We start from the raw sequence: 24,805 nt of genomic DNA, 5'->3' as shown, positions 1-24,805 counted from the left end.
TATTATTATTCAATATTACCCCAGCGATTTCTGAATTCAAAACAATAATTAGCGGAACCAGCGATAGAACTGCAAGTGCTAGTACAGTTGATTAATGGCTTAGCCGCAAAACTACTGTAAGAAGACAAAGTGGCGCCGGTATATCCCTGGGTATCCTCAGTGGAAGCAGCCATTCCCGTAACTAGATTGCTCGCGTTGTCCATACTCAACCATTTGTCTTCTATAACATAATTCTGACCATCTTGATAAGCACGTAAAAATCTAATCTTAACCGGCTGATGATATTTTAAGTTACTAGTATAAGCCCCGTTAGAAAGAGTTTGGCCGGAAATCAACTTACAATCTTTATCATAAAGCAAAAATTGATTATTGCTAGTAACCACGCCGTTATTAGTGCAGGCGAAACCGGAAGAGTTACTCATAGTGAACGTACTGGCGTTGCCATCGCTGCGTCCTACAGGACTATAAATGGTTTCACCCGCTCGATAATGTACACCCGGGCATCCCCACCAACAATTATAATCCCGATCCGTATCCCAATTGGCCATAAAACAAGCTATTCCTGAAGGCTTTAAAAACAATAAAAGTAAAGATTCAGTGCTATTGCTATATTTTTCTTTGGCGCTTATTTGATACGGACCTTCTTCTGTAACAGAACCCAAAAACTCATTATCAAACGAAAGAGAATTGCCCAAAACACATTCACCACGATAAGGCAACAGATGCACCTCCCAACTGCTTTGCGTGGCTTGGGGCGGAACATTACTCTTCCATAATATGTAATCATTAACATTATCAGTGACAGTTTGAGCCGGCAAATTCCAATCTAAAGGAGAATTAGGATCAGATAGGTTTCCAGTTGGCGCATCAGAACAGAAACTTAAATTGGAAATCTTAGGATAAGTATTACTGCCATCGACCGTAGGATCGGCCGATTCGTCGTTAATTTTATTAGTCTCCCATTGGCTATCCCAAATATTATTGCCACAATAGGGACCGTATTTTATTTCTGTTTTGCAAGCAGAATAGTCTGAACAAGAATTAGCCAGGGAACGTTCGCAAGACCAAGTACTCGGGACGGAACAAGCATCACCTTTAACTATGCTCTGTTGGCAGGGGTCAACATTTACCGGCCAGATAAACCCAGGATGCTCTAAATAAAAATAATAATTCGGATGAACAACACTACCGCCAGGGTTTTCGCTTAAATTACACCATTCTTGACAAGTAGTGCAAGTACCATTGCCCAGGGACACGGAATTCTCCAAATCTTGGCATTTCTGGCCTAGCGGTATGGCTTTGCAAATATTGCCTTGCAACACATAACCGGTTTTACAAACGCACACGGCCAAATTAGGATCGGGGTTTTGATCAATAAAATTATTAGCTGTATCGCATTGGCAGTTGCCCGCTTCATTGCAAATTTGCCCCACTCGAGGTTCGCAACCAATTCTTGATATCCACTGGTAACCGATAGCGCACTCGCCGATATTCTGAGAAATATCACCATTGCATTTAGTGGTTATTCCCGGCTGATCATCATCTGGTTTATTTTCTATAATCCAATTACAGGACCTATCGCAACATTGGCTAGAATCACATTGCTCGCTGCCGTTAATTATACCATCACCGCAATAAGCGAACTTTACGCTGGCTACTGCCTGGCAATCAATTGAACATGATTGATAGCTGTCGCCTTTTCTTGAATTGGAATAGAGTTGATTATTATCGCCATTGTTTGTCAAACACTCAAAAATATTAAACGCCGGCTTCGGCAAAGGCGTATAGCCGGTGTTACCGCAATCGCAACTTTCACCCGGCTCCTTAATGCCATTGCCGCAATTTGTCACCGCTGTCTGACTGGAACAATTATAACCAGGTTTGCATTGGCAAAAGCCGCTACAGCCAGGGTCGGTAGGATAACGACAGCAACAACCAGAACCAGCCGTCGCTTCGCAAAACGCCTTACCTGTAGCCGGATCAAATTCGCAAGTTTCATCACCCCTGATTAAGCCATCACCGCAAACAGGAAATGGCGTTTGACCGGAACAATTATAACCGTTATCACATCGGCAGCTAGTGCAACCAACCCCGCCATCGCAATCCTCGCCTGGATCCTTAATGCCATTTCCGCAGTTGGTTATATCATAACAACCCCAATTACCACCTTGATTCTGGCAGGACTTAAGAATTGAGCAAGCGTTATCTAAATAACAATTGGAGCAATTCTCTCCTGTATCCGTTCGACCGTTGCCACAAGTTGGAAGCAATACCTCGCACATACCAGAAACTAAATAAGACTCAAAGGGATTCTGCCTTAATCCTGAGGCATTATTGTAATACATCAGTCCCGGCACTAAACGCCATGATGGCTGCCAAATATTAGGATTATTACTGAACTCTTGTTTGACTGATAAAATAATCGAATTGCCGGAATCCGCTACTGCGTAAGAATAGACTGCGGAAGCAGGTGAGGGGCAAGTCATAGCCTTGGCATCCTCATTCCAGCAAGTTCCTGAGGAAGCGGGGCTACTACAGCCGAAAAATTTATTAATCGGATCAACCGGAAGATTACCGCCTAAGGCCGCGGCTAAAGTTTGTTGCCAAGACGGCCAAGCACTGTAAGATTTACTCGCAATATAAGTGCCTGATTTCAAATTGGGGTAATAATTTCCGCAAACACCGCTACCAAAACAATCGGCCGTAGTCTTACATGCTTTGGTTGAATCATTACTGCAACGAGTTTGATCGTAGTAGCTCTTCAATTTAACGTTTATCTCTTGTACATCGGCTAAGCGATTGGTGTCACGAATCAATTTTGCTTTTTGTGACAGACAATAATTCTGGCCGCGCTTTAAACAGTCAATGTCAGTCAAGCAATAATCCGAACCAGACGGATTGTTATCACAACTTTGCAAGTTACTGCTCGCATCGTTATAATACAAACCACCTTCATGTCCTACTGTCGTATTATCGCCGACATTGAATTCCCAATTACCCACCAACTGGTTAAAAATATTTACTGTTGACTGGTTGGCATTCAAATTATAAGACATCAAATAGACACTGCTGTAAGCCTTATTGGCGCCATCATTCAAATCAGCCGCCGCTACATAAACCGTTCGGCCGTCAGAAATCGCCTGATAACCGTCAACCAACAAAGACTTCGGATTAGCATCTTTGCCGCCAAAACGATCGGCATACCAGCGAATCGGGGAATAATGACTGTTATTGTCATACACCCTAATACCGATGGCATCCAATAAATCGGCCGATTCCTGTTTAACTAACCGGACGTTATACAAACGGAAGTTGGAATCATCAGCTGATCCAGCCGGAGTATCATTAGTCCAACGAACCAACACGCTATGGAAACCGCGTTCCAATTCATAGGCATCACCTGCGGTCGTGCCAAAACGAGTTGTTTGCTGATCACTGGGAGCGCTGGCTTCAATACTATTGGTTGAAGTTGGGTTATTATCCACTTTTAAATCAACATTTTGTACTATATTGGGTAAATCTCTGACACTGTCAGAGGTTTGAATGAAAACATAATATTTGCCTTTCGATTTAACATCAAAATTGAATTTCAAACCGCTGTAATTAGCGTTCATTTGCACCGTACTGCCGTCGGTCCAAACTTGCGGCTGGCAATTAATATCAGCGCCACAAACGGAATTAACGTCGCTAAAATCAGCATCTTTGGCCATCAAATAAATTTGCGCTTCAGCGGCGGCAGAGGCAGTAGTACTGCGGGTAAAGAGAAACTCCTTGACTTTAGAGTCGCAATCTTTTTCTTGCAAAGTAAACCGATCCCAGGTGCTACCAGTTTTATAATAATAAAACTGGCCGTCCGAAATGACTTCAGCCGGATTACTCAGACCGGCGTAAGCGTTATCATAATAAGCAATAACCGGTTTAAAATCAGAAATTAAACCCGGTTTGACTGAGTCGTCTTTATTAAAGATAAATCCGCTACCCGTGGCATCTGCTCTATAATGATCGCCTCGGACACTCCAAATATGCAAAACATTACCAGAACTATAAGCGGTCGCTAACTTGAAATCAGCCGGTAAGCCACGGGTCTCTTTTTTCTTTATTTCCGACCAACGCGCAAAATCATTAGCATTATTGCATGAGTTGGGCTGTTGCCAATAGGCATAACTGCCATTCACATCCATCACTTCTAAATAAGTCTTTCTGCTGCCACTTATCGTTAAGGTATAAGTGTAAGCGGCAATAGGATGAAAACTAGCCGGCAGACTGTCTTTTGGTCCAACATATTTACTGCCTTCTATCCATTGGCCGTTCTTTAATACTAAATATTTTCCAACGGCATCCCATAATTGGACTGGCTCTGCAGTACAATTACTATTACTATCTTTATAGTAGTAGCCCAAGATTGGTTTAAAGTTAGCAGGCAAACCGGACGTTTGCCAGGACGCTTTATCAATCTTTTGCCAACTCTCTCCGCCGGTAATGCTTTCTCTGGCATAAACCTCGGCCTTACTGTTCCATAAATAAAGTTTACTATCTTCATTATTGAAATAACCGAATTTAGGTACAAAAGCATTGGGCAAATTAGCGCAGGTATTATCCTGACTGCCTATCACCACTGCCGTCTTCGGCTTAATAATACTAGTAGCGCTATCATAGGTAAAATCACCGATCGACGGTAAATCATCGTCTTGATACAAACGGCAACTACCCTCCACATATTGGCCATTGGCAAAACAATCGCTTTGTGTTCGACAGACTTTACCGGTATTATCACCCATCACGCAAACATTAATAATTCCCCTGTCTCGGCAATACCAAGTCCAGAAATTAGTATTAATGCAACTGCCGCTATCAGTATCTTTACAATTGACATTAGTATCCTCAAAGGGGAAATATTGTGGTGACGGCCAAGGATTACCGCATTCTACATTCATGATAGACATAGTGCCAGTCGCCGCGCCTACGCTACGGTTATTGGCCGCACTTCTATCGATTGCGCCGATGGATAAAACGCTCTTACCCATTATTTTTCCAGCGGTCATCCAGATATCAAAGCTGTTATTACTGGTATAATCAATATTGGAAAAAGCCATGTCTGTATTGAAGTTGACCAAATCCCAATAAAAAGTCGCGCGTAAGGGATAATCATGGGTATCCCTGGCCCAAGCGCGATATAAATGCTGGTTGCCTGATTTATAATCTTGGTTGCTCGCGCTCGGAGCGCCATTAGCATCTAAATTGTAGCCACTTTGACTGGGATCGCCGGTCCAAGCTGCCGACATATCATCATCGTAAGGATCGTCGGAATAACGGCCGCAATTATCGGGTTGGCCATTATCTGAATCAGAATTGCACAAAAAGGAGTCAACCGATTTTTCACTGCCTTTCGGCCAAACATTAGCAGTAACTCTTTTTATCGGGCAAGCGGCGGCAAAAGTCAAAACCGTAGCCGAAGTAGTAGCATTAACTTTAGACTTGACGTAACTAGCCACAGCGCGATACTCGGTATTAGCTTCCCAATTATTGTCCTTGTTAATATAATTTAACTCATAACTGTCATTATCAACGGAGTAACCGATTATTTCCAGATTATTCGTGATTCCCTCCTTGGTGGTAAAACTGGCGCTATCCTGAAAATTACCCCAGCGCATTTGCTGTAGGTCAATGGAATCAAAGGACTTTTCTGAAAGCTTGCACCAATAATCAGCAGCCATAACTGAACGCAAACCAAACATGTGTTTAACAAACGACACTAATTGTTTAATAGTGCGTTGCCAAAAGCCTAAACTATTAGCGGCAACACAGTCAACGCTTGGTTTGGCGCTGCCGTTATATCCTTTGTATAAAGTTATAGTGAATGCACTAACATCCTTAGCCGGATGGAATTGCCAAATACCGTTGGGACACGGATTCAAACCAATAGCAAATGGTTCGCAATATTGGACGTTCTGATCTAGTTGGAAGGTCCAAGAATAACTGTCTAGGGAAGCGCTATCTAATTTATTATTCTGACAAGTACCGCTTCCTTCGGCCGAGTTAAGTAAACAAATAGGACCGCAACGCTGACCGATTCCGTTTCTTCCTAAACCATCATCGCATTCTTCCCCGATTTCTATTTGGCCATTACCGCACACTGGTGCGTTCGGCGCAGAGCCAGTATGCAAACAATTCTCAGTACAGCCCGCGGAATTCTTAAAACAAATCTTGGAAGCAACGACGGGGCGTTCACTGACTGTCACTGTAGTTGTACTAATATTATTATCAGAACAATTAAGAGCGCTATATTTACTGGTTCCGGCAGCATAACCAGTTTCATACAAGCATTTGGAATCGCAACCGTCGCCAGAATTAATATTGCCGTCATCGCACTGTTCGCCATATTCAATTCGGCCATTGCCACAGCGGGAATTCCAACGTGCATTGGCGCCTTCCCACAAACAGACTGAGGAACATCCGTCATTATTTTTAATATTACCATCATCGCAATCTTCGCCCGGCTCAACTGATTTATTGCCACAAGATGCTAAATTGGAATTACCTTTAGCGCGGCAAAGTTGATCGCAATAATCGCCGGACGAATACAGTTTGTTGATTTCCTCCGCCGATAAAACACGATTATAAACTTTTAACTCATCAACCAAACCATCCCATTGTCCCTGGTCCAAATAATCAGCGCGCTGGCCGATTCTTAATGGCGTAGCAGAATCGTAAGCGACGGCAGAAATTGAAGTTTTTACACTCCCCGCTTCCTGGCCATTAATATATAACTTAACACTATCTCCCGGGACAAAGACACCCGTAACTAGCGTCCACTTACTGCCGTAATTGCGGAAAAAATCGCGATAAGTTACAACGGCACGCTGACCGTTATTATCAAAAATCTGGAAAAATATTTCATCAGGCGCCGGACATCCCCAACGCAAGGAACAACCCCAGTCATCGCCCAAGGTCCAACCCCTGAACTGTGAAGAAATATCGCCGCCATATTTGTAAGTTGAAGCGATTACGCCCAAGCCGCGAGAATCATCGGTGTCAGATCTGCCCAAAACTCCGTTATCCAATCTGACCCAAGCTGAAACCGTCAAAGGACTACTGTTTTCCAATTGGCTGATTAAACCAGCTGAACTCACCGCTTCCAAAGCAGTCTGCCCAGCCGTGCCAACAAATTTGGGCGCTTGACCGAAGGGACTACCAACAAAAGAAACAGCGGTAGTGCCAGCCGATCGCAAAACATAATTATGGCCAGAGCTGTCACTTAAACTACTCCCGGCAGTAAATTTATAATAAGCGACTAAAGCCGCATCTTGAGCCGAACACTCGGCCAAAGACGTATCGCACAAATTTTCACCTTTTTTGATTAAACAGGTAGTAGCATCGCAAAGACCGTTATAAGGATCACCTAAACGGAAAGGATAAACTGTAGGATCGCATTGCTCGCTACCCTTACCTTGACTAGTGGCGTAATTCAGGCCACCTAATTGGGAGTTGGCAAAAGATACCGGCCCCTGTGGCCCGCCCCGAACCACGACACGATAAGGAGTGGCCGCGGTTAACAGATCATTGGCTTGCAATACGACTTCATTAGTGAACTGTTGTTCAGTCGAAATGGGATAAAGTAAACTAATAGGTTGATAAGCGTCGCTGATAGCGCAGGCCGCATCGCCGACAGCACATTTATACAGAAGTATATTATCATTCCCTCTTAAGCTGGCACTGATGGCATCAGTAGTAAATTTAAACCTAATCTCGGTATTCAAACAAGCATCATTAGTCGGATTAACTACTTTAAATCCGCCATAACCGATTTGTAGTTCGCCTCGACCCCATTTATCGGAAGAACAAGTTCCTCCGGCTGGAGCCGATCCCACGGCCCTGACTTTGACATTAACAAAACCCTCGCTTTTTCCAAATACTTTCACTGTTGGAGCAGTACCGGCGTACGTAGCGCAAGCGCTGACACTGGTGGAAGGACAAATCTGCGCCACCGTATTACCGGTAGTGGCATTGCAAGTCGTATTCTCATCACTCAAATTGAGCAGTGAACTCCATTGCCAGGCATACAAGTAAGGATTCAAGTGCTGACAGTTATGCTGCGGATCAGCAATATAAATCTGACTCTCATCGGCGTACCTCATTAGTTTTCTCTGGGGCAAAACACCGACAAAATCAATCGGACAATCAACCGCGCCCGTCAAAAAATACCAAAAATAATCATTTTGCCCGTCGCTAAAATAATTATCACCCAAGGACGGCGTTTGCAAAATGCCTTCTTTTATTTCATTAGTGCCCTGTTGGCTTTTAGCTCCCCTGACACCATTATCACCACCTAAAATTATAACACGATAAAAAGTATTGGGATCAAGCCGGGTGGGCCCGTTAGCATTAAATGGACTCAAGCGAATGCCTTCGGCTGCGAGAGAATCGTATTCTTCGGCTGATGCGCTGAAAGTCTCCTGCCAAGACAAATCATTATGGCTATAATTAAACATGTCCAATTGCCATTTACTAAAATCAACATCGGCGCAGGCGTTTAGGTTAGTGGACAACACATTGCCGGCGGCATCTGTTCCGGTGCATTTTTGCACTTTGATACGTGACTTGTCTAAGGTAGCGTTTACCATGTTACGGCTAAATAACGCCATCAATGAAGCATTAATGCAAGCCGGGGTGGTGGTACCCCTAAACGGCGAGGGGCTTTGTAACTTTCCAACCAGGCCATTATCACCCACGCTACAAATAGGATTCTCTACAACGATCGGATCGGTAAAATTATTATGACCCGGGCAAGAGCCTTGATTGCTGGTGGTCAACTCTATACTGGCAATCCTAAAATAACTCTTATCGGAAGAAGTAAATAGGGCATCCTGATAAGTCCGCCAATCAGTTTCTTTTTGCGCCGTAGAGGTGGCTTTTGATCTGACAAAATCATTAACGATGGAATAATTAATCGTCCCCCTACTCCAAGCATCATTAGTCTGCTCCTCTTCCTGCCAGCTCCAATTATAGGTGTCGGCATTGAGTATGATACAAACATTATCCTCGCTAACAATATCGGATTTATGTGGCCGCTCTTGGCCATAATAACGATTAACAAAATTCTGCGGCGAGCAGTGCACACAACCAACGCGACAATATTTATCATTATCACTTTGACTGCGAGTATGGAAGTTCCAACAGAAAGCAGCATTGGGAAATCTTACCGGATCATCGCAACCTGATGACTGCAACGCCTGATTATCTATATATAGAGGAAATCCTTCATAACTGACAACCCCGTTAGTAAGCATTATTTTATAATCGGCATCAGGCTCCAAGCTTTGAGGCATGAATTCAAAATAATCAAACAAATCAGGACTGCCAAAATCGCGACTGGCATAAGAACCAAAAGAACCATTGGGCACTACCGACTGCCAATCTCCGGCACTATCTTTTTTATAAATCTTCAAATTTTTCCAACCCGGCGCCACTGAATCTATTTCAGTTAATGACCTTTTATCCATTGGTCGATTGAACCTAGCTGAAATTGCGGCGTTTAAACAGGCGTCTGAGTTAGTTACTCCGGGAATAACTATCGTCCATTTGTCCGAAGGGGTCGGTGAAGGCAGATTGTCCTCATCTTTACAGCTCTGATTGCGAGAACAATCTACTACAACATAAAACTTTTTGGGACCCAACTCGTGAGTCGCTAAAAACGTCCAAGAATATAACGACAAAGAAGCCTGTTGTCCCGTCGGATAACAAACTTGGTTAGGCAATGGTTCGCAACCACCCCAATGGCCACTGGTCTGGCAAACACGCTGCTGCTTGCAATTACCCAAAACCGGACAACTCTTCAAATCCACTTGGTTGGGTGTGCACAGCTGGGTTTTTGGCACGCAAGTGCAAGCGTCATGAGCAAGAGAAATCTCATTAATAACTAAGTGATCAGTAGAAGACGATTTACCAACCGCATTTTCTTGGCCAGCTGAAGAATTAGAAAAATAAATAAAATCACTGACTGAACCAGTATCTAAACCGTCAACCTTCCTGCCCCAAGAACCGGGTGAAAAAGCTACTGTAGAAGAACCATAAACAACCACATCAGCAACCTCATCTTCCTGATCCTTGACAAAAGCAATAGTACCTTGATTCTTATTGAGTTTAAAATTGTTGCTAGGGCTGAGAGTTGAAGTACTAACAACAAAATAATCTCCAACTTTCAAAGTAACGCCTCTCGGTATATAGTAAGTTACGGCACTGCCGTCGTTTAATAAATCGTCAACACTCTCTTGCTTGCCGGAATAGACGATACGCCAATTATCCAAACTGATATCGGAAGCAGTAGGATTATAAATTTCCACCCATTCCTCATCAGACTTTGTAGTATCGCAACCCAAATTACTGCCACAATTTTGCGGATCACAGGTACCGTCGTGCCATAAATCAGACAAACAACGACGGCCGGATTGTGGAGCAAGCGAAGCCAAAAACGACCAAGAATACAGACCCAACGAAGCCGGTGTGACCCCTAAATAAGAAACGCAATTAGGATCTTCCTTAACACAAGTACCCCACGTATTATCCGCTCGGCAAGTTCTTTTTCCCAGGCATCCTCCCAGGTCGCAACCAGTAATAGCATTTTGCTCCGGATCAGAATTATAAACACACTCTTGACCAACTGACTTCTGGCAAGTGCAGTTCTTACCCATATCACAGTCAGCGCGATAAAACCATTTACCAATATCTTCCACTCTATTACTGCAACCCTGACAAGATAAATTATTCTTACAATCTTCACTTGAAGCCAAACATACCGCCGGATCACTACCGATATTTTCGCCACACGGATCGCCCTCCGAGCCGTTGCCAATATTAAATAAGACCGAATTGCTATAACCCTTATTATAAACTTTTACTGCTGAACTGCCACGTTTATTTTCCGGCACTATGTCTTTGACTGCGGTACTAGTCCAAGAAGTGGCGGCGGTGGAAGTTATACCAATTAGATTACCAAAATTAACACCAACATTTCTAATATACCAAATCACCTTACTCGCGCCGTCGGCAGTAAAGCCGCGGCCATTCAAGTCGACGGCTGTCGGAAAAATCCCGCTAGTCGGATCGATCAAACATAAGCCAGGTAACTTGATATTATTTGCTAAAAACGACCAAGTATTGCTCGTCAGTGGCATTTGCGGTTTAGTTTTATTGATTACCTCAATATCATAATTAGCCGGTAGATCATTAACTGAATTCAACCCTGCCGGCACCTCAATAATGATTTTATTGTCTTGCCACGCCGTGACGCAATCGGCCAGCCTGGCTAAAATTACAACACCATCTCCTTTGGCGACAAATCTTACTTCACCGACGATCTGGCCAAAACCGCGACCATAAATGGTTAAATAGTTGCCACTAGCGCCATAGCCAATATCATCATCCAAGGTACTGATACTGCTCAGATCGCTGTCACTATTAATATCAAAAGAAGGATCCACCCAACTAATCGTCGGATTTCCGACACAATAGCAGTTAGCACCGCAATAATTAGTGCAGTTAACATCATCACATACTAAATTTTCAGGGCGAGTACAGGGAAAATCCGGACAATTCTGAGTGCAACCGCCACCGCAATCAATACCTTGCTCATCGGCATCCTTTTTACCGTTAAAGCAATGGTCGGGAGAAAATTTTATTTGAACTTTATTGGAATAGTATGACTTACTGTTGGCAAAAGACCTTAAAGTTGTGGAAGTTAAATCTCTATATTCAACCGAGAAAGTATCCCAGGGGAAGGTAGTGGAGGCGGCATTATACTGCTGGCCGTTTATGGTGACTGTCTGCGAGGAGACATTAACCGCGCCAATTTGCGTTTCAGTAGAATTTTTTAAATCAAACAACGATAAGTCACTGATCGTATCTTCGGAATTATACGAATAAACTCTCACCTGCAGGGTCGGACTTTTAGGAACCTGCACACTGCCGAAAAAACCAATTGAGCATTCACGGCTGCGCCGTTGTGGCAGCCAATTGGGAAAAGCGGGATCAGAAAACTCGCAGATAGTTGCTCTTTTCTTAGTAGCATCAAACAAGCAATCAACACCGATACAATTCGGCACGCAATTTGGATCAGTCTGGGCGCAACTGCCCCAGATTCTATCATCACCGCAAATTTGCTGACCACTACAACCGCCACTACTGCAAGACCTGATATCGTCGGGATTACACGCTTGGCTTTGCGGATTAAACCAATACATCAAGAAAGAGGTAATGGCAAAAGCGGAAAAAATAATCACTAATCCGATAATGGCGTTATAAATGGTTTTTTTGGCTTTGTTAACTTTATCGGGATCACCGCCGGCGGTCATCCAAATAAATCCGCCATAAATAATCAATAACACTACAACGACCCCAAGCAAGCCAAAAAGTACCTGTAAAATCCGCCCAATAATTACACCCAAACTGGCTGTGCCAAAAACTCCTGACAAGCTTTCCAGTGTCGGAGCAGAAGGCGCTTGCGCCAATGCAAAATTACCAACGGCAAAAACCACTGCTAGAGTTAGCAGAGACAAAACAATCTTAAGTTGTACTTTACGTTTTAAAGGCATGATCGCCTATTAACTTAATTTTAATTACAACTGGCGCCATCGCAGCATTTTCCCAAACAACACCGAGTAACTCCACTAGCGTCGGCGGTAGGGAAATCCTTAGTTATCACCCAACTGCCATATTTGAATTGAGTTGCATCGGCGGAGGTGGCAATTGGTTCCATACAAGTTTTAGTACAATTCGGCTTAGCGCTGACAATATCCTTGCAGTTCATATAACCAAAAGAAACTGGGTTGACTTTATTAACGGGAGACGGCATGGTCAAATCTAAATCAGTAACACAACCTACAGTATTATATTCATCATCTATTTTATAACGGCATTTATTGAACTCGATATTGGCCTGATAACCCCAACCCGAGGGCAACACTGAAGAATCAGCGGCCGCGTTCCGCGGTCCGGCGCCGGGCAAATAACAATTCTGTGTAATTGACTCCAGACCAGAACCGGCTCCGGGCGCATAAGTTACCGCCTGATCGTAGGGGTTATGATCAAGTAAAGCTGCACTGTAATCAATCAAGCCATCGCCCGAACCCTGGCCATAAACATCGCCTTCGTCCAAATTTTTTACACTGCCCCAATAACCGACAGGATTAGCATTCTGCGTTACCGTATTCAACATTAGAAAACGAATATAAAAATCTCTATCAGCCAATCCTTCGCCGTAACCAAATCCTGGTTTCAGGGTTGCAGGATTCATTAAACGATCAAAGGCAAAAATAATCGGATCACCGAAAGTTTCACTAATATCCTGCCCCCAACGCTGGTCACCCTTTGGTTGAATTGAAAATAATAATGGTGACTTATCATCAATAACAGTTGAGATAAAAAATGACCAAGAAAAATCATCGCCTTTGGCGGGGTTAGCATCATAAGTCGGCTTCTCAACGCCATTTTCAACCATAAAAGTATCGTTGACTAAGTAGGGGTTGGCTTTACCGGAATAACCGTAAAACGTACCGGCAGTAGCTTGACCTGTACGGCCATCAGCTGCACCAACTACCTTACCTTTATCATCAACGGCACTGGTATAATTGCCATTTAAGGAGTTACCGGCCATATCCGTAATACCGGTAGTACTTTCTAAGGCGGCTTGCGGATAATAAATATCATTCTTCCGGCAACGATCATAAGCATCACCCTCGCATTGCCCTCCCCAGCGTTTACACCAAGCATTATCAACATCATCTATACTTTTGCCTTTACAAGACTGCAAAACAGCCGCGGAAACAGCCACTCTAAATGGCTCTGATTTAGCGGCAATTCCAGCCGACGGGTCAATCCAGCAATACCTTTCTTTGCCACAGGCATTCTTACCGCAAGCATAAATGCCAGTCATCTGCACTGTTCTGTATTGGTTGGAGATTTCATATTTGATTCTCTCTGCGGCAATATCAGTCCAAACGGTACCGACTTGATTTTGAACCCTGATAGTATCGGACAAATTCAGCGGGTTAATCGCTTTATTGAAAGTCACAAAAAAAATGGAATTATTATAAGGATCGGGCGCCGCGCCTTGCGGAGTCTTAAGCTGCGCTTTGTCTTTTCCGGACAAATCACCGCTGACAGTCATCGTGTCATTAGCCGCAGATTTTTCAATGCTTAAGGCATTAGCCCCGGACCCTTTAGGCTCAATAATCAAATATCTAAGTAAACCAATCGGCGCAATGAAAGCATTAACTGAATTTTTGGCTTCAGAACCAGCAATCGCACTCCGTAAATTTTCCAACGTATCACCAATATTATTTGCCTTGACTGCGGCGACATAATTAACAGTCACTGGTTGGCCATCGGCTCCAACCTGAGTCTTAGAAATATTTGCGCCATTACTGTAAGCATCGGAAGAAAAAATGAAGTTAATTTTATTACTGCCATTATTAATAGCATAGGTATCGCCGGCAACAGCCGTTTCAGCGGTGAACATCCATCGACTGCCCTGGGAAAAAGTTCCACCTTCAGCAGCAATAGTCAGGCCATTACCCAAATCAAAACTTACGCCATTAACTATGGTAAAAGCCTTGCTGATAAGCGGGGCCGGAGAATCAGAGGAGAAAGTAGCCGTCCTGCCGTCACTGGAAACGGTAAAAGAGGCAGTCCCCGCACCAAGATCAAAACCGCTTTGCGTACTGACGTAAGCCTTAAACCCGGAAGGGGCATTACCACTAGTGTTAGTCAACTCCTTTTTTAGCGGCCGACCTAGAAAATATTCACCCTGCAATCTGATTGGTTTTTCCGCCTTCAATCCGGCCAGAGACAAGATAGTAGTGGTAGACCTGCCTAAGGTGGACTGAGAAGAAACCGAATACAAATCCTTATCAGTATCCGGATAAGGATAAATCTCGTATTTTACTATTTGCGGCGGGTCTAAGTCCAATTTACCGTTAGTCTTGAATGACCAACTGTAATAATCCATTTTCCATAGCTTGAAAATAGATTCGCCGGTGGAAGAAGCAATAATGCCGTTCTTTAGAGTTACCATGAATTCCCGGTTGGTATTATCTTCCTTTCCCAAGAAGGATCCGGTGGTCATAAAGACAAAGGTTTTAGCATTATTCGGCGTTTGTGTGACAATTGTATTGGCGCCATCAAAAGCTTGAGCGGTAAAATCACCGGTTTCCAAGCATTTGCGCGGGATAGCCGTTGTATCGGCCTCACAAATTTCAATATTTTTACTGGCACTATTAGAACAATAACCCTCGGCATTAGGAACGCAAATACTGTCGGATTTAATATTTGATTTAAAGGTTACAACCACTCTGGTGTTAATCGGCACATTCGTTTGATTGGCCGCAGGATAGACGCTTTCAATCGGCCCATTGCCAACACCGCCACGACCCCAATCATCCGGTCCACCGGGTATGCCTCCGCCACCACCCGCACCGCCGCCTCTTGGACCAAATAACCCCATCAACCAAGTGGTGATGGCAAAAGCAGCGAAAATTATTATTAAGCCGATAATGGCATTATAAATAATTTTCTTGGCTTTATTGACCTTATCCGGATCACCGCCGGCAGTCATCCAGATGAAGCCACCATAAATAATAAGCAACAACACGATCACGCCTAATAATCCGAAAATGACTTGTAGAACCCGACCAATATAAGTGGCGAGTGAAGTTTCGGTAGCGATTCCGGCAGCTTGGCCAACGGCTTGCAGATTAGCATCTTGCGCTAAGACTGAGCTGGCGAAAACAAAACCGAAAAAAGAAATAAAAAACACCAAAATCAGCGCCAACGCTCGTTTGGTGTTTCCGGTCACGATCAAAAACGACTTTAAATTTCCGCCCCAGGCGGAATTTGATCGAGAGAACTTTTGCATGGGGACAAAAGCTTTTGACATAGTTACTATTTATACTCGGATCAAGTCCGATTATTTATCACCTTCCAAAATGATCAAACTATTTACCTAACTCTTCCTTAACAATTTTACTAACTACGGTACCGTCAGCGGCGCCTTTAGTAGCGGCCATGACCAATCCCATAACCTTGCCAAAACCGGCCATGCCTGGATGGCCTTGCTCAGTTACAATCTTAACCGCCAATTCTCTGACTTTTTCCTCTGACATTTGTTCCGGCAGAAATTTCGCTATTAAATCAATCTCTACCTGTTCTTTGGCGGCCAACTCCTCACGATTCGCTTGTTTATAAGAAACAATGGAATCCAGGCGCTTTTTAACTTCCGATTTTAAAACCGCCAGAACATCTTCATCAGGAAGTAATTCTTCCTTAGGCATCAGTTTTTCTATTTTTTTATTGGCAATAGCGGATTTAAGCAAACGTAAAGTGGAGACAACGGCTTCATCCTTAGCTTTGTAGGCAGTCATAAACGCCTCGCTGATTTGTTGATCTAACATATAATTTTAGTCCTGAGATCTATAAAGTTTAAAACCTATAAATTTAGAAATTATCAGTTTGGGACTTTGTGGATTTTAACTTATAAATAAGTTCCTTCACGCTCTTTCCAACCTGATCAAACAGCTTGGAAAGCGGCCTAAAGGCCTTAAACAATTATCTCTTATATCCGCCACGAGTCGGTTCTTCCACCAGCTTGCCTATTTTTTTCAAATATTCGCGCTTGACGGTAATCTCTTCTCGGCGGGCAGCGGCTGATCTGACGGCGGTTTTATTCTTTTTCGGTTTATGAAAACGAATTTTTTTGGCTTGCAAAATCCGGCCGCTCTGCTGAACTTTTTTGGAAAATCGGCGCACTAACGCCTCAAAACTCTCGCCCTTCTTTCTTTTTACTTCTGCCACAATTTTTCACCTCTCTTTCTTTTGGTTAATTATTATATAAAAGTTGAAAGCTCAAAATGAAAATTTTCATTTAATGCTTTTCAATTTTAGCTTATCCTAGTAATCCTCCCCGCTTGAGTCTGCCGTACTCTCTTCAACAGCGGCTTCGGCCGGTTCATCCATCGCGTTTAAATCATTTTCCGCTTCTCTTTCGCCATAATCATGTTTGAAACGCTTATGAGATAGGGCGGCCTTGGTCTCTTCTGTATCAATTACTGCTACTCCTTCATCACCACTATATTTCTCCAATCGCTTAGTCAATTCAGTTTCGATTTTATTAAAATCAACAATCTCTTGCACACCGCCATTCATATCGCGAAACATAATCGTGCCGTCACTAACTTCTTTCTGCCCTAAAATCAAGCAATACTTGATTTTCAATCTGCCGGCTTGTTCAAGTTGAGCTTTTAAGCCGTCTTTATAGAAAGCCTGGGACAGTTTAAATTTATGGCGTAAAGATTCATACAAAACAATAGCTTTTTTCTTGGCATTTTCTCCTAATTGGGCAATAAACACATCGGGCTGGTAAGATTCGGCCACATCTAGATTCTTCTCGCGCAATTTTGCTATCACGCGATCCATGCCGATCGATAAACCGCAAGCCGGGGTGTTTTCTCGTCCGCCCATCAATTCCACTAAGCCATCATAACGCCCGCCGCCACCCAAAGCGTTCTTACCTTCAGGATCATCAACTGACCAATATTCAAAAATCGTCCGATTATAATAATCCAAACCGCGCACGATCCAGGGATTAAGGGTATAAGGCAAATCGAGTTCATCCAAATATTCCAAAACCTTCATAAAATGCTTCTTGCATCCATCGTCCAGATAATCCAATATTTGAGGCACGTCAGCCTTAAGCTCTTGGCAACCCGGCTCTTTGCAGTCAAGCAAGCGCAAGGGGTTTTTAACTAAACGCGATTCGCAATTCTCGCACAAATCCTTAGCATGTTGGCGATAATATTTCACCAAGGCCTTCTTATATTCTTCACGACAATCTGGACAACCAATGGAATTAACCTGAATAACAGCCTCAATGCCCAAATCATTAAGTAAATTATAACCCATCAAAATCAACTGAGAATCTAAGGCTGGACCGTCTTCACCAATCGCTTCGTAACCGGCTTGATAAAATTGACGGAAACGTCCGGATTGAGGCTTTTCGTGACGAAACATCGGGCCGTAATAAAAAAACTTCACGGGCTGAGGTTGATTCAATAGGCCATGTTGAATAAAAGCACGAGCAACGCTGGCCGTGCCTTCGGGGCGCAACACCAGATTATCCCCGCCCTGATCAATAAAAGAAAACATCTCCTTCTCTACAATGTCAGTTTGCTTACCGATACCCCTAGCGAAAACATCGGTATATTCCAAAATCGGCGTCTCAATCATGCCATAACCGTAATCATTAGCAATTTTGACAGCAACATTCTCCGCCAGTTGCCAATATTTGTGATCCTGCGGCAAAACATCACGCATGCCGGTAACCGTGATAAACTCACGGCTACGTTTTTTTCTCGGTTTATCGGCTAATTCCTTATCTACTTTTTTAGTTCTATGCATAGTTTAAAAATTTTCAATTACTGATCATTAAAAATCTTATAGTTTCACTTTTACTTCTTATCTGTTACTATTTGTATTCCGGCGTGCTAAAAATAGTAAAACGACTGAATGGCCAACCACGAATCCAGGTCCGCCCGACAATCAGATCCTTTCTGACTAATCCAAAAATACGAGAATCCAACGACTGCCCGCGATTATCACCTAGTAGAAAATATTCATCTTCACCCAGGATCACTTCGCCATAGCCGCGTACCGGCAAAACCGTTTCCGTACCAGTCAATAAATAAGTTTCCTCTAGTTTGTTGCCGTTAACATATACAGCATTATCTTGAATCTTCACCTTATCGCCAGGTAAGCCAATGACGCGTTTAATAAAATATTGTTTGATGTCTTTGGGATATTTAAAAACTACGATATCGCCACGTTGCGGCTCATTAAATCTATAGCTTATCTCATCAATAATCAAATACTCATGATCATAAAAATTAGGCTCCATGGATGCACCCTTGACATAAAAAGGCTGAATCAGAAAATACCTGACTGGTAAAATAATAGCCAAAGAAATAATGGCCACCCTGACCATTTCCCAAATAAATTCGGAAATGGCCTGCCACCGTGAATGATTAGGACTAAAACCGTCGGAAACCTGATAATTATCCATAAAACACTAAAAATCAATTAGAGATAAAACAATTGAGTTATCCCCAACTATTTAATTATTATATTCTAATAATAACATAAAACATCAGAAAAAATCAAGGTCTAAAAAGGCTTTTTTTCCACAATTGATCAAATCAAAGCAATATGTTATGATATATGAAGATATTCTATTTTTAAAAAAGTAAATAAACAACTATATTTGGCCTCTTTCAAACAGATTAACTGCTTTTATTTTTAAAAAAACCAGAACCGACCGATACTATGTCTGACCCCATCAGAGTCAACTTTATCAATGATCCAATAATCCAAGAAAAACCGGCTTTTACTGCCAAACAGCAGACTATGCCATATTCCGAAACTGCCGGACCAGCCGTGTCTGCACCCCGCAGGCGGCGTTTTAGTTTTAAAAAACTGATTATTAGCCTGGCTATAGCTTCCATTGTGGCTTTTATCGTTTTTTCTTCCTCCATCGCCTTCTCTAATGAAAATTTAATAAAAAACCTGTCCCAGTTCAATTGGCTAAGCCAAGTCGGTAGCTTAATCACTTCAGCCGATCGCGAGCTTAAGGGCGAAAGCGAAGATCGCATTAATTTCATAATTATGGGTATTGGCGGCGGCGATCATGAAGGAGCAGAATTAGCCGACACAATCATTCTAGCCAGTTATAAACCATCAACCAGACAAATCGCCCTAATGTCTATTCCTCGAGATCTATACGTCAAAAGTCCTGGCTATGGTTGGGTAAAAATCAATGGCATCCGCGCTATTGCCGACAAAAAGAAAGCGGGCAGTGGCGATGAAACTATGCGTCAGACCTTATCTGACCTATTAGATATTGACATCCAGTATTACGCTACGGTTGATTTTGACGGTTTTGAAAAACTGATTGATAATTTCGGTGGCGTAGATGTTGATGTAGAGCGTGATCTAGTGGATTATTCCTACCCCGTCCGCGGACGTGAAGATTCTTACCCAATTGAAAGCCGCTATGAAAAACTGGTAATCAAAAAAGGACAGCAACATATGGATGGCTCTTTGGCTCTCAAATACGCCCGTAGCCGCCACGCCCTGGGTGTGGAAGGTTCGGACTTTGCCCGATCCAAACGCCAGCAAAAAATCCTTTTGGCCCTAAAAGACAAAATTCTCGCTCCCGGCACTTTCTTTAATCCACAAAAAATCAACGGGCTACTCGAGATGTATAATGAAAACGTCCATACTAATTTGCAGGTTTGGGAAATGATGCGTCTTTTACAATTCGGACGCGATATCGATTTCAGTCAAGGTGTCATCACCTACAGTTTAGTTGATGGGACTGAGCAATTTCTATACGATCAGATAGTTAACGGTGCCTATGTGCTTTTGCCCTATGGCGGAAACTACGACAAAATTAAATTCATCTGGCAAAATATTTACCTGCCGGAGATCGGCAAAGACCTATTGATTAATAAGACTAAATGGGCGGAGTTCAAAGATACTACCTCCACTAAAGCCACCACCGCCTCATCCACCGTTGCTACCATAAAAACGAACGACACAGCCAACACCCCCGCAACAAAACCGATTATCACTACAGCTGATACAACCAAGCTATACCCTGATGATCCGACAATTCAAGGGGAGCCGACTTACCAAAAAGAACGGGCACGCATTGAAGTGCTAAACGGCACAATGATAACTGGCTGGGCCGGCCAAGAAGCGACTCGTTTGAAAACCAAGGGATTTAATGTAATAAATAGCGGCAACGCCGCCACCAAGGGATATACGACGATAAAAATTTATGATTTAAGCGGCGGCAAATACCAGTTAACCACTTCAGAATTGCAAATTATTTACGGCGTAGACGCTACTGCCGCGCCAGCTAGCTTAAAATCTTCCGCCGACATTGCGATCATCTTAGGCAAATCCTAATTATCTTAAATAAATAGGCAAAAAAAATAATCAGCCGCGACTGATTATTTTTTGTTATTTAAATTTAGCTTTTATATGGATTTAATAATATCAAATCAGTAACACGCTCTGATGCATTGAAACAGTCCTCATAAACAGCATTAAACCACCCCTGATTTTTTTCCAACGCTTTCTTATTCTTAATCAATTGATCAAAATAGCGCATAATTTTCCAATCCTCTTCTAAGCTTATTGCTATTTCCGGAGCTTGTTTTTTCCGCTTCAAATTCTGCCTAAGCGACTCTATATTCTTTGACAAATATTCTGTTATAATATCAACTTCTAATTGCCGACCGCCATCCTGCTGGAAGGCAAGTCTTAGTTCATTTTTAATCTTTTCATTTATGCCCCATAGATGAAAATCGGAAAGTATGATAATTATGTGGACTAAGGCTTGCCGCCTAACGGCCAACAAGCTTTGCAATTCCGTCTCCAATTTAATGTCTGGAGAAATATCTTGGCCTAAACTCTCTTGCCCTAAAACCTTAGCCTTATCCGGGGTTAGAGCCAAAATACAATGATTCATCGTCCGTTTTAATGGCTGTCCATCATCATCACGGATATATTTCAATTTAGTTAATCTTCCGCCTCTATTTCCCGGGCTTCTTTTTTGATAACGGACGCGCGCCAAAGAAGTCGTTATCTTTTTATCAATCACTTCTTCTTCTGTTGTTACTGTTGCATCAATCGCTAAGGGAATCATGGCTTCTTCATTGTCCGGATCATCAATATCTGGTATGTAAGCTACGACATCAGTGCCATGGACCAAATCATCATACTCACTGGCTTTTTTAGCTATAGCCCCAACAAACCAATCGCGCCTGGCAATAGAACGAAAAACCTCCGCTTCGCCCAAAACTTCGGCCGAACTGCGCTCTCGACGATACTTGGGATCTCCTTTTATTTGTTCCAGTAGATCTAGGTCGGACTGAATTTCAGTCGCGGGATAAAAATCGATAAAGGTTCCTTCTTTAGGTTGTTGAGCCATAATGGCCTTAAGTAATTTACCATCATAGACCTCATTGCCGGTGGCATAGGTAATAACGCCACGAGAGTCTAAAAAATCAGAAAAATCGCCATGCGCTTTGTGAGTAGACATAAACTATATTACTAATAATAATCATTGCCTTCTATAAATTACCAAATACCGCCCTTATTGTCCAGCAAGGCCGATTAAAAGGTTTGTGGCTGTTGTAATCACCAGAACTTATTTATATCTTAGAGCGTCCAGCGGATTAAGTTTGGAAGCCCTAAACGAAGGATAAATACCAGTGAGAACACCGACAATAATGGAAAAAACAACAATGAAAAAAATAAATTCCCAGGGCGTATAAAAAAGATTGAGCGCTTTGCCGCCAAAATTCCTAGCTAACATATTAATCGCCAAATTGACCGATAATCCGCCTATAAAACCGATTATGATTCCGCCCAACCCGCCCATAAGTCCCATGATGCCAGATTCCAATAAAAATATTTTTCTGATATCCTTGCCGGTAATGCCAATTGACCTCATAATACCGATTTCGTTAGTCCGTTCCAATAAAGCAATCGTCATCGTATTAAACATGCCGATCGCGGAAACCAAAAGCGCCACTAAGCCGAATAACGACAAAATAATCTGGATTACACCAAAAATTTTATTAGCTTGATCAATCGTGTCAGACAATGAAGAAACTAAAAAACCTTTTTCAATAATGCCATCGCGCACTGCTCCCATCTCCTCCACTGATGATACTTTGACCTTTAGCTGGTCAAATTTATTTATTTGGCTCTCTGTTATATCATCAAAAGGTACGAAAACATAGCTGGTATTCTCATCATCCACTACCCCGACAACTCTGTATTTCCTGCTGGCTTGAATCGCTTGGATATCTTCATTGCCATTTTCATCAACTTTATTAATATAAAAAGTTAAGCCAATCTCCTGATCTATTATCTCCTCCGGTAAAACATTAAACAACGAGGCCACAGCAGTGGAAATAACCGCGCTATCCTCTTCCGTCTCTGAAAATTCTTGCCCAATTGAAACCTTAATGCCGCCTAAACGAAAAAAGGACGGATCAATAATGTATGACAAACCGTCTGAAGAATTGCCGTTAAAATTTATCTGCGAGTAAATATTAGCCATACGGCTGGTCTCAACTACGCCGGGAATTGTCGCCATGCTACTGATATTTTCCTTATTTATTTCCACTAAGCCGGATACGCCAGGATTGACATCTAAGCTCAACAAAGAATCGGCAGTGGTAATGCGGCTCAAAATCGCCCGCTGGATGCCATAACCAAAAGACACTAAAAATAAAACTGTGCCGATACCGACACCGACGCCTAGAATAGTCAACAAAGTCCTAAGCGGACGATTTTTAAACATTCTTAATGAAAGATTTAGGGCATCAAAAAAATTCATAACTTATATTTTTCCCAGTTTTAAAAGTCTCAAATGCTTGATTATTTTTCTGACTAATCGACGATTTAAACCGGCTCCCCCGGTCGCCACCGACTCATCCAAAAGCCTAGCTAATTCAGTTTCGTCTATCTTATCCAAAATAAAATCCTTTAATAAATCATCAATTCTCTTGAGTGAATTGATTCCGGAAGCGGTGAAATCAAAATAATCAAATAAATACTTCCTTAATTCCTTGGCTTGGGATAAGCCATGTATATTACTCTCCACTAACCCTTTAGCTTCCCGCTCAACTAAAGATAAGCTCCTGATTTCCTTAACAATAGCAGAAATCTTATCGGCTAAAATCACTGACCTTTTTTTGGACCAAGCCGGACCAAAAGGGTTAACCCTTTCCTGTAAAAATGATTTCAACTTCCCGCTCTGTCTAACTCCTTTGACCAATAAGCCCTTAACTTTGTATTCAATCTCCCCTATCTCTTCGGTTGAAAGTCCGGAAAGAGCTTCGGCGACTATCGCTTTGGCCTTAATATCCAGTAGTAAGCTATCTCCCCCCAATAGTGCCAAATCTGCTTGAGTTTTCGTCAGTTTTTCCAGATTCTCAGCCGGAGTACCGGGGGCAACAAATTTATCCTGATCCAGAATCGTACCAACCTCGCGGTTATTCTTGATGTCAGTCAATTTGCCATCTCGCATATAAAAAACCCGATGGGCGTAGTCCAAAGTTGCCGGGTTATGGGTGACTAAAATAATAGTCTTCTTTTTTTCCTCATTAAGTTTGACCAGCAACTTCATTACATCTTGAACCGACTTGGAATCCAAATTACCGGTCGGTTCATCAGCTAAGATTATTTCCGGATCATTAATCAGGGCGCGACAAATTGCTACCCGTTGTTGCTGACCACCAGATAACTCATTAGGCAATTTCCGGGCTTGAACCTCAACGCCGAAATATTTCATTAATTCCAACGCTTTTGTTTCCCGGTCTTTAATGTTGATGCCTAAAGGCAGCTGCGGTAAAACTATATTATTGACTACACTCAAAGAAGGAATTAAATAATAAGCCTGGAAAATCATACCGATGACCTTTTGCCGATGCTTATCAATCTCTTTCTCCCTAAGCTGAGATAAATTTTTATCGGCAATAAAGACATCACCGGTAATATTTTTTTCCAAACCGGCAATGGAATAAAGCAACGTGGATTTACCACAACCGGATGGCCCGAAAAAAATTATGAACTCGCCCGGATAAATTTCCAAGTTAATGCCAATTAAAGCATTAACCTGGTTGCTTTTACCCAGGAAATAAGTAACATTTAGGTCTTTAGTCTTAATTATCGGCTTAGACAT

Annotated in this window: 10 protein-coding genes; 1 reads left to right on the top strand and 9 read right to left on the bottom strand. The window is 42.5% G+C overall.

Annotated features, from left to right (window positions below):
* Nucleotides 1-5: 5 nt before the first annotated feature.
* The 6 genes from WC473_04010 to lepB form a co-directional block, all read right to left on the bottom strand.
* Entirely contained in the window at nucleotides 6-12,587 is a 12,582-nt protein-coding gene (locus WC473_04010) for a LamG-like jellyroll fold domain-containing protein (GenBank protein MFA5124955.1), read from the bottom strand.
* 20 nt (nucleotides 12,588-12,607) lie between these two features.
* The gene (locus WC473_04005) at nucleotides 12,608-15,928 is read right to left on the bottom strand and encodes a pilin (GenBank protein ID MFA5124954.1); all 3,321 of its coding nucleotides are present in this window, start codon (nucleotides 15,926-15,928) and stop codon (nucleotides 12,608-12,610) included.
* Between the two features lie 58 nt (nucleotides 15,929-15,986).
* Complete coding sequence (locus WC473_04000) at nucleotides 15,987-16,442, bottom strand: GatB/YqeY domain-containing protein (GenBank protein ID MFA5124953.1); 456 nt, start codon at nucleotides 16,440-16,442, stop codon at nucleotides 15,987-15,989.
* Nucleotides 16,443-16,596: 154 nt separating this feature from the next.
* Nucleotides 16,597-16,842 (bottom strand): 30S ribosomal protein S21, encoded by a 246-nt coding sequence (locus WC473_03995; protein MFA5124952.1) that lies wholly within the window; start codon nucleotides 16,840-16,842, stop codon nucleotides 16,597-16,599.
* A 96-nt stretch (nucleotides 16,843-16,938) separates the two neighbouring features.
* Entirely contained in the window at nucleotides 16,939-18,444 is a 1,506-nt protein-coding gene (gene hisS, locus WC473_03990) for a histidine--tRNA ligase (GenBank protein MFA5124951.1), read from the bottom strand.
* Nucleotides 18,445-18,511: 67 nt separating this feature from the next.
* On the bottom strand, nucleotides 18,512-19,105 hold the full coding sequence (gene lepB, locus WC473_03985; GenBank protein ID MFA5124950.1) for a signal peptidase I: 594 nt from the start codon (nucleotides 19,103-19,105) through the stop codon (nucleotides 18,512-18,514).
* A gap of 260 nt (nucleotides 19,106-19,365) precedes the next feature.
* Here lepB and WC473_03980 point away from each other — a divergent pair, with 260 nt between their 5' ends.
* Nucleotides 19,366-21,012 (top strand): LCP family protein, encoded by a 1,647-nt coding sequence (locus tag WC473_03980; GenBank protein MFA5124949.1) that lies wholly within the window; start codon nucleotides 19,366-19,368, stop codon nucleotides 21,010-21,012.
* 64 nt (nucleotides 21,013-21,076) lie between these two features.
* Here WC473_03980 and WC473_03975 read toward each other — a convergent pair whose 3' ends face one another.
* The 3 genes from WC473_03975 to WC473_03965 all read right to left on the bottom strand — a co-directional run bounded on the left by WC473_03975 (nucleotide 21,077) and on the right by WC473_03965 (nucleotide 24,805).
* The gene (locus WC473_03975) at nucleotides 21,077-22,150 is read right to left on the bottom strand and encodes a hypothetical protein (GenBank protein ID MFA5124948.1); all 1,074 of its coding nucleotides are present in this window, start codon (nucleotides 22,148-22,150) and stop codon (nucleotides 21,077-21,079) included.
* A 108-nt stretch (nucleotides 22,151-22,258) separates the two neighbouring features.
* The gene (locus tag WC473_03970; GenBank protein MFA5124947.1) at nucleotides 22,259-23,458 is read right to left on the bottom strand and encodes an ABC transporter permease; all 1,200 of its coding nucleotides are present in this window, start codon (nucleotides 23,456-23,458) and stop codon (nucleotides 22,259-22,261) included.
* A 3-nt stretch (nucleotides 23,459-23,461) separates the two neighbouring features.
* Nucleotides 23,462-24,805: an ABC transporter ATP-binding protein gene (locus WC473_03965; protein MFA5124946.1), complete on the bottom strand. Its 1,344-nt coding sequence runs from the start codon at nucleotides 24,803-24,805 to the stop codon at nucleotides 23,462-23,464.

The sequence above is a fragment of the Patescibacteria group bacterium genome (assembly GCA_041650895.1).
Lineage (GTDB): Bacteria > Patescibacteriota > Patescibacteriia > 2-01-FULL-39-33 > 2-01-FULL-39-33 > CAISTG01.
This window is presented reverse-complemented; position numbering and strand designations above follow the sequence as displayed.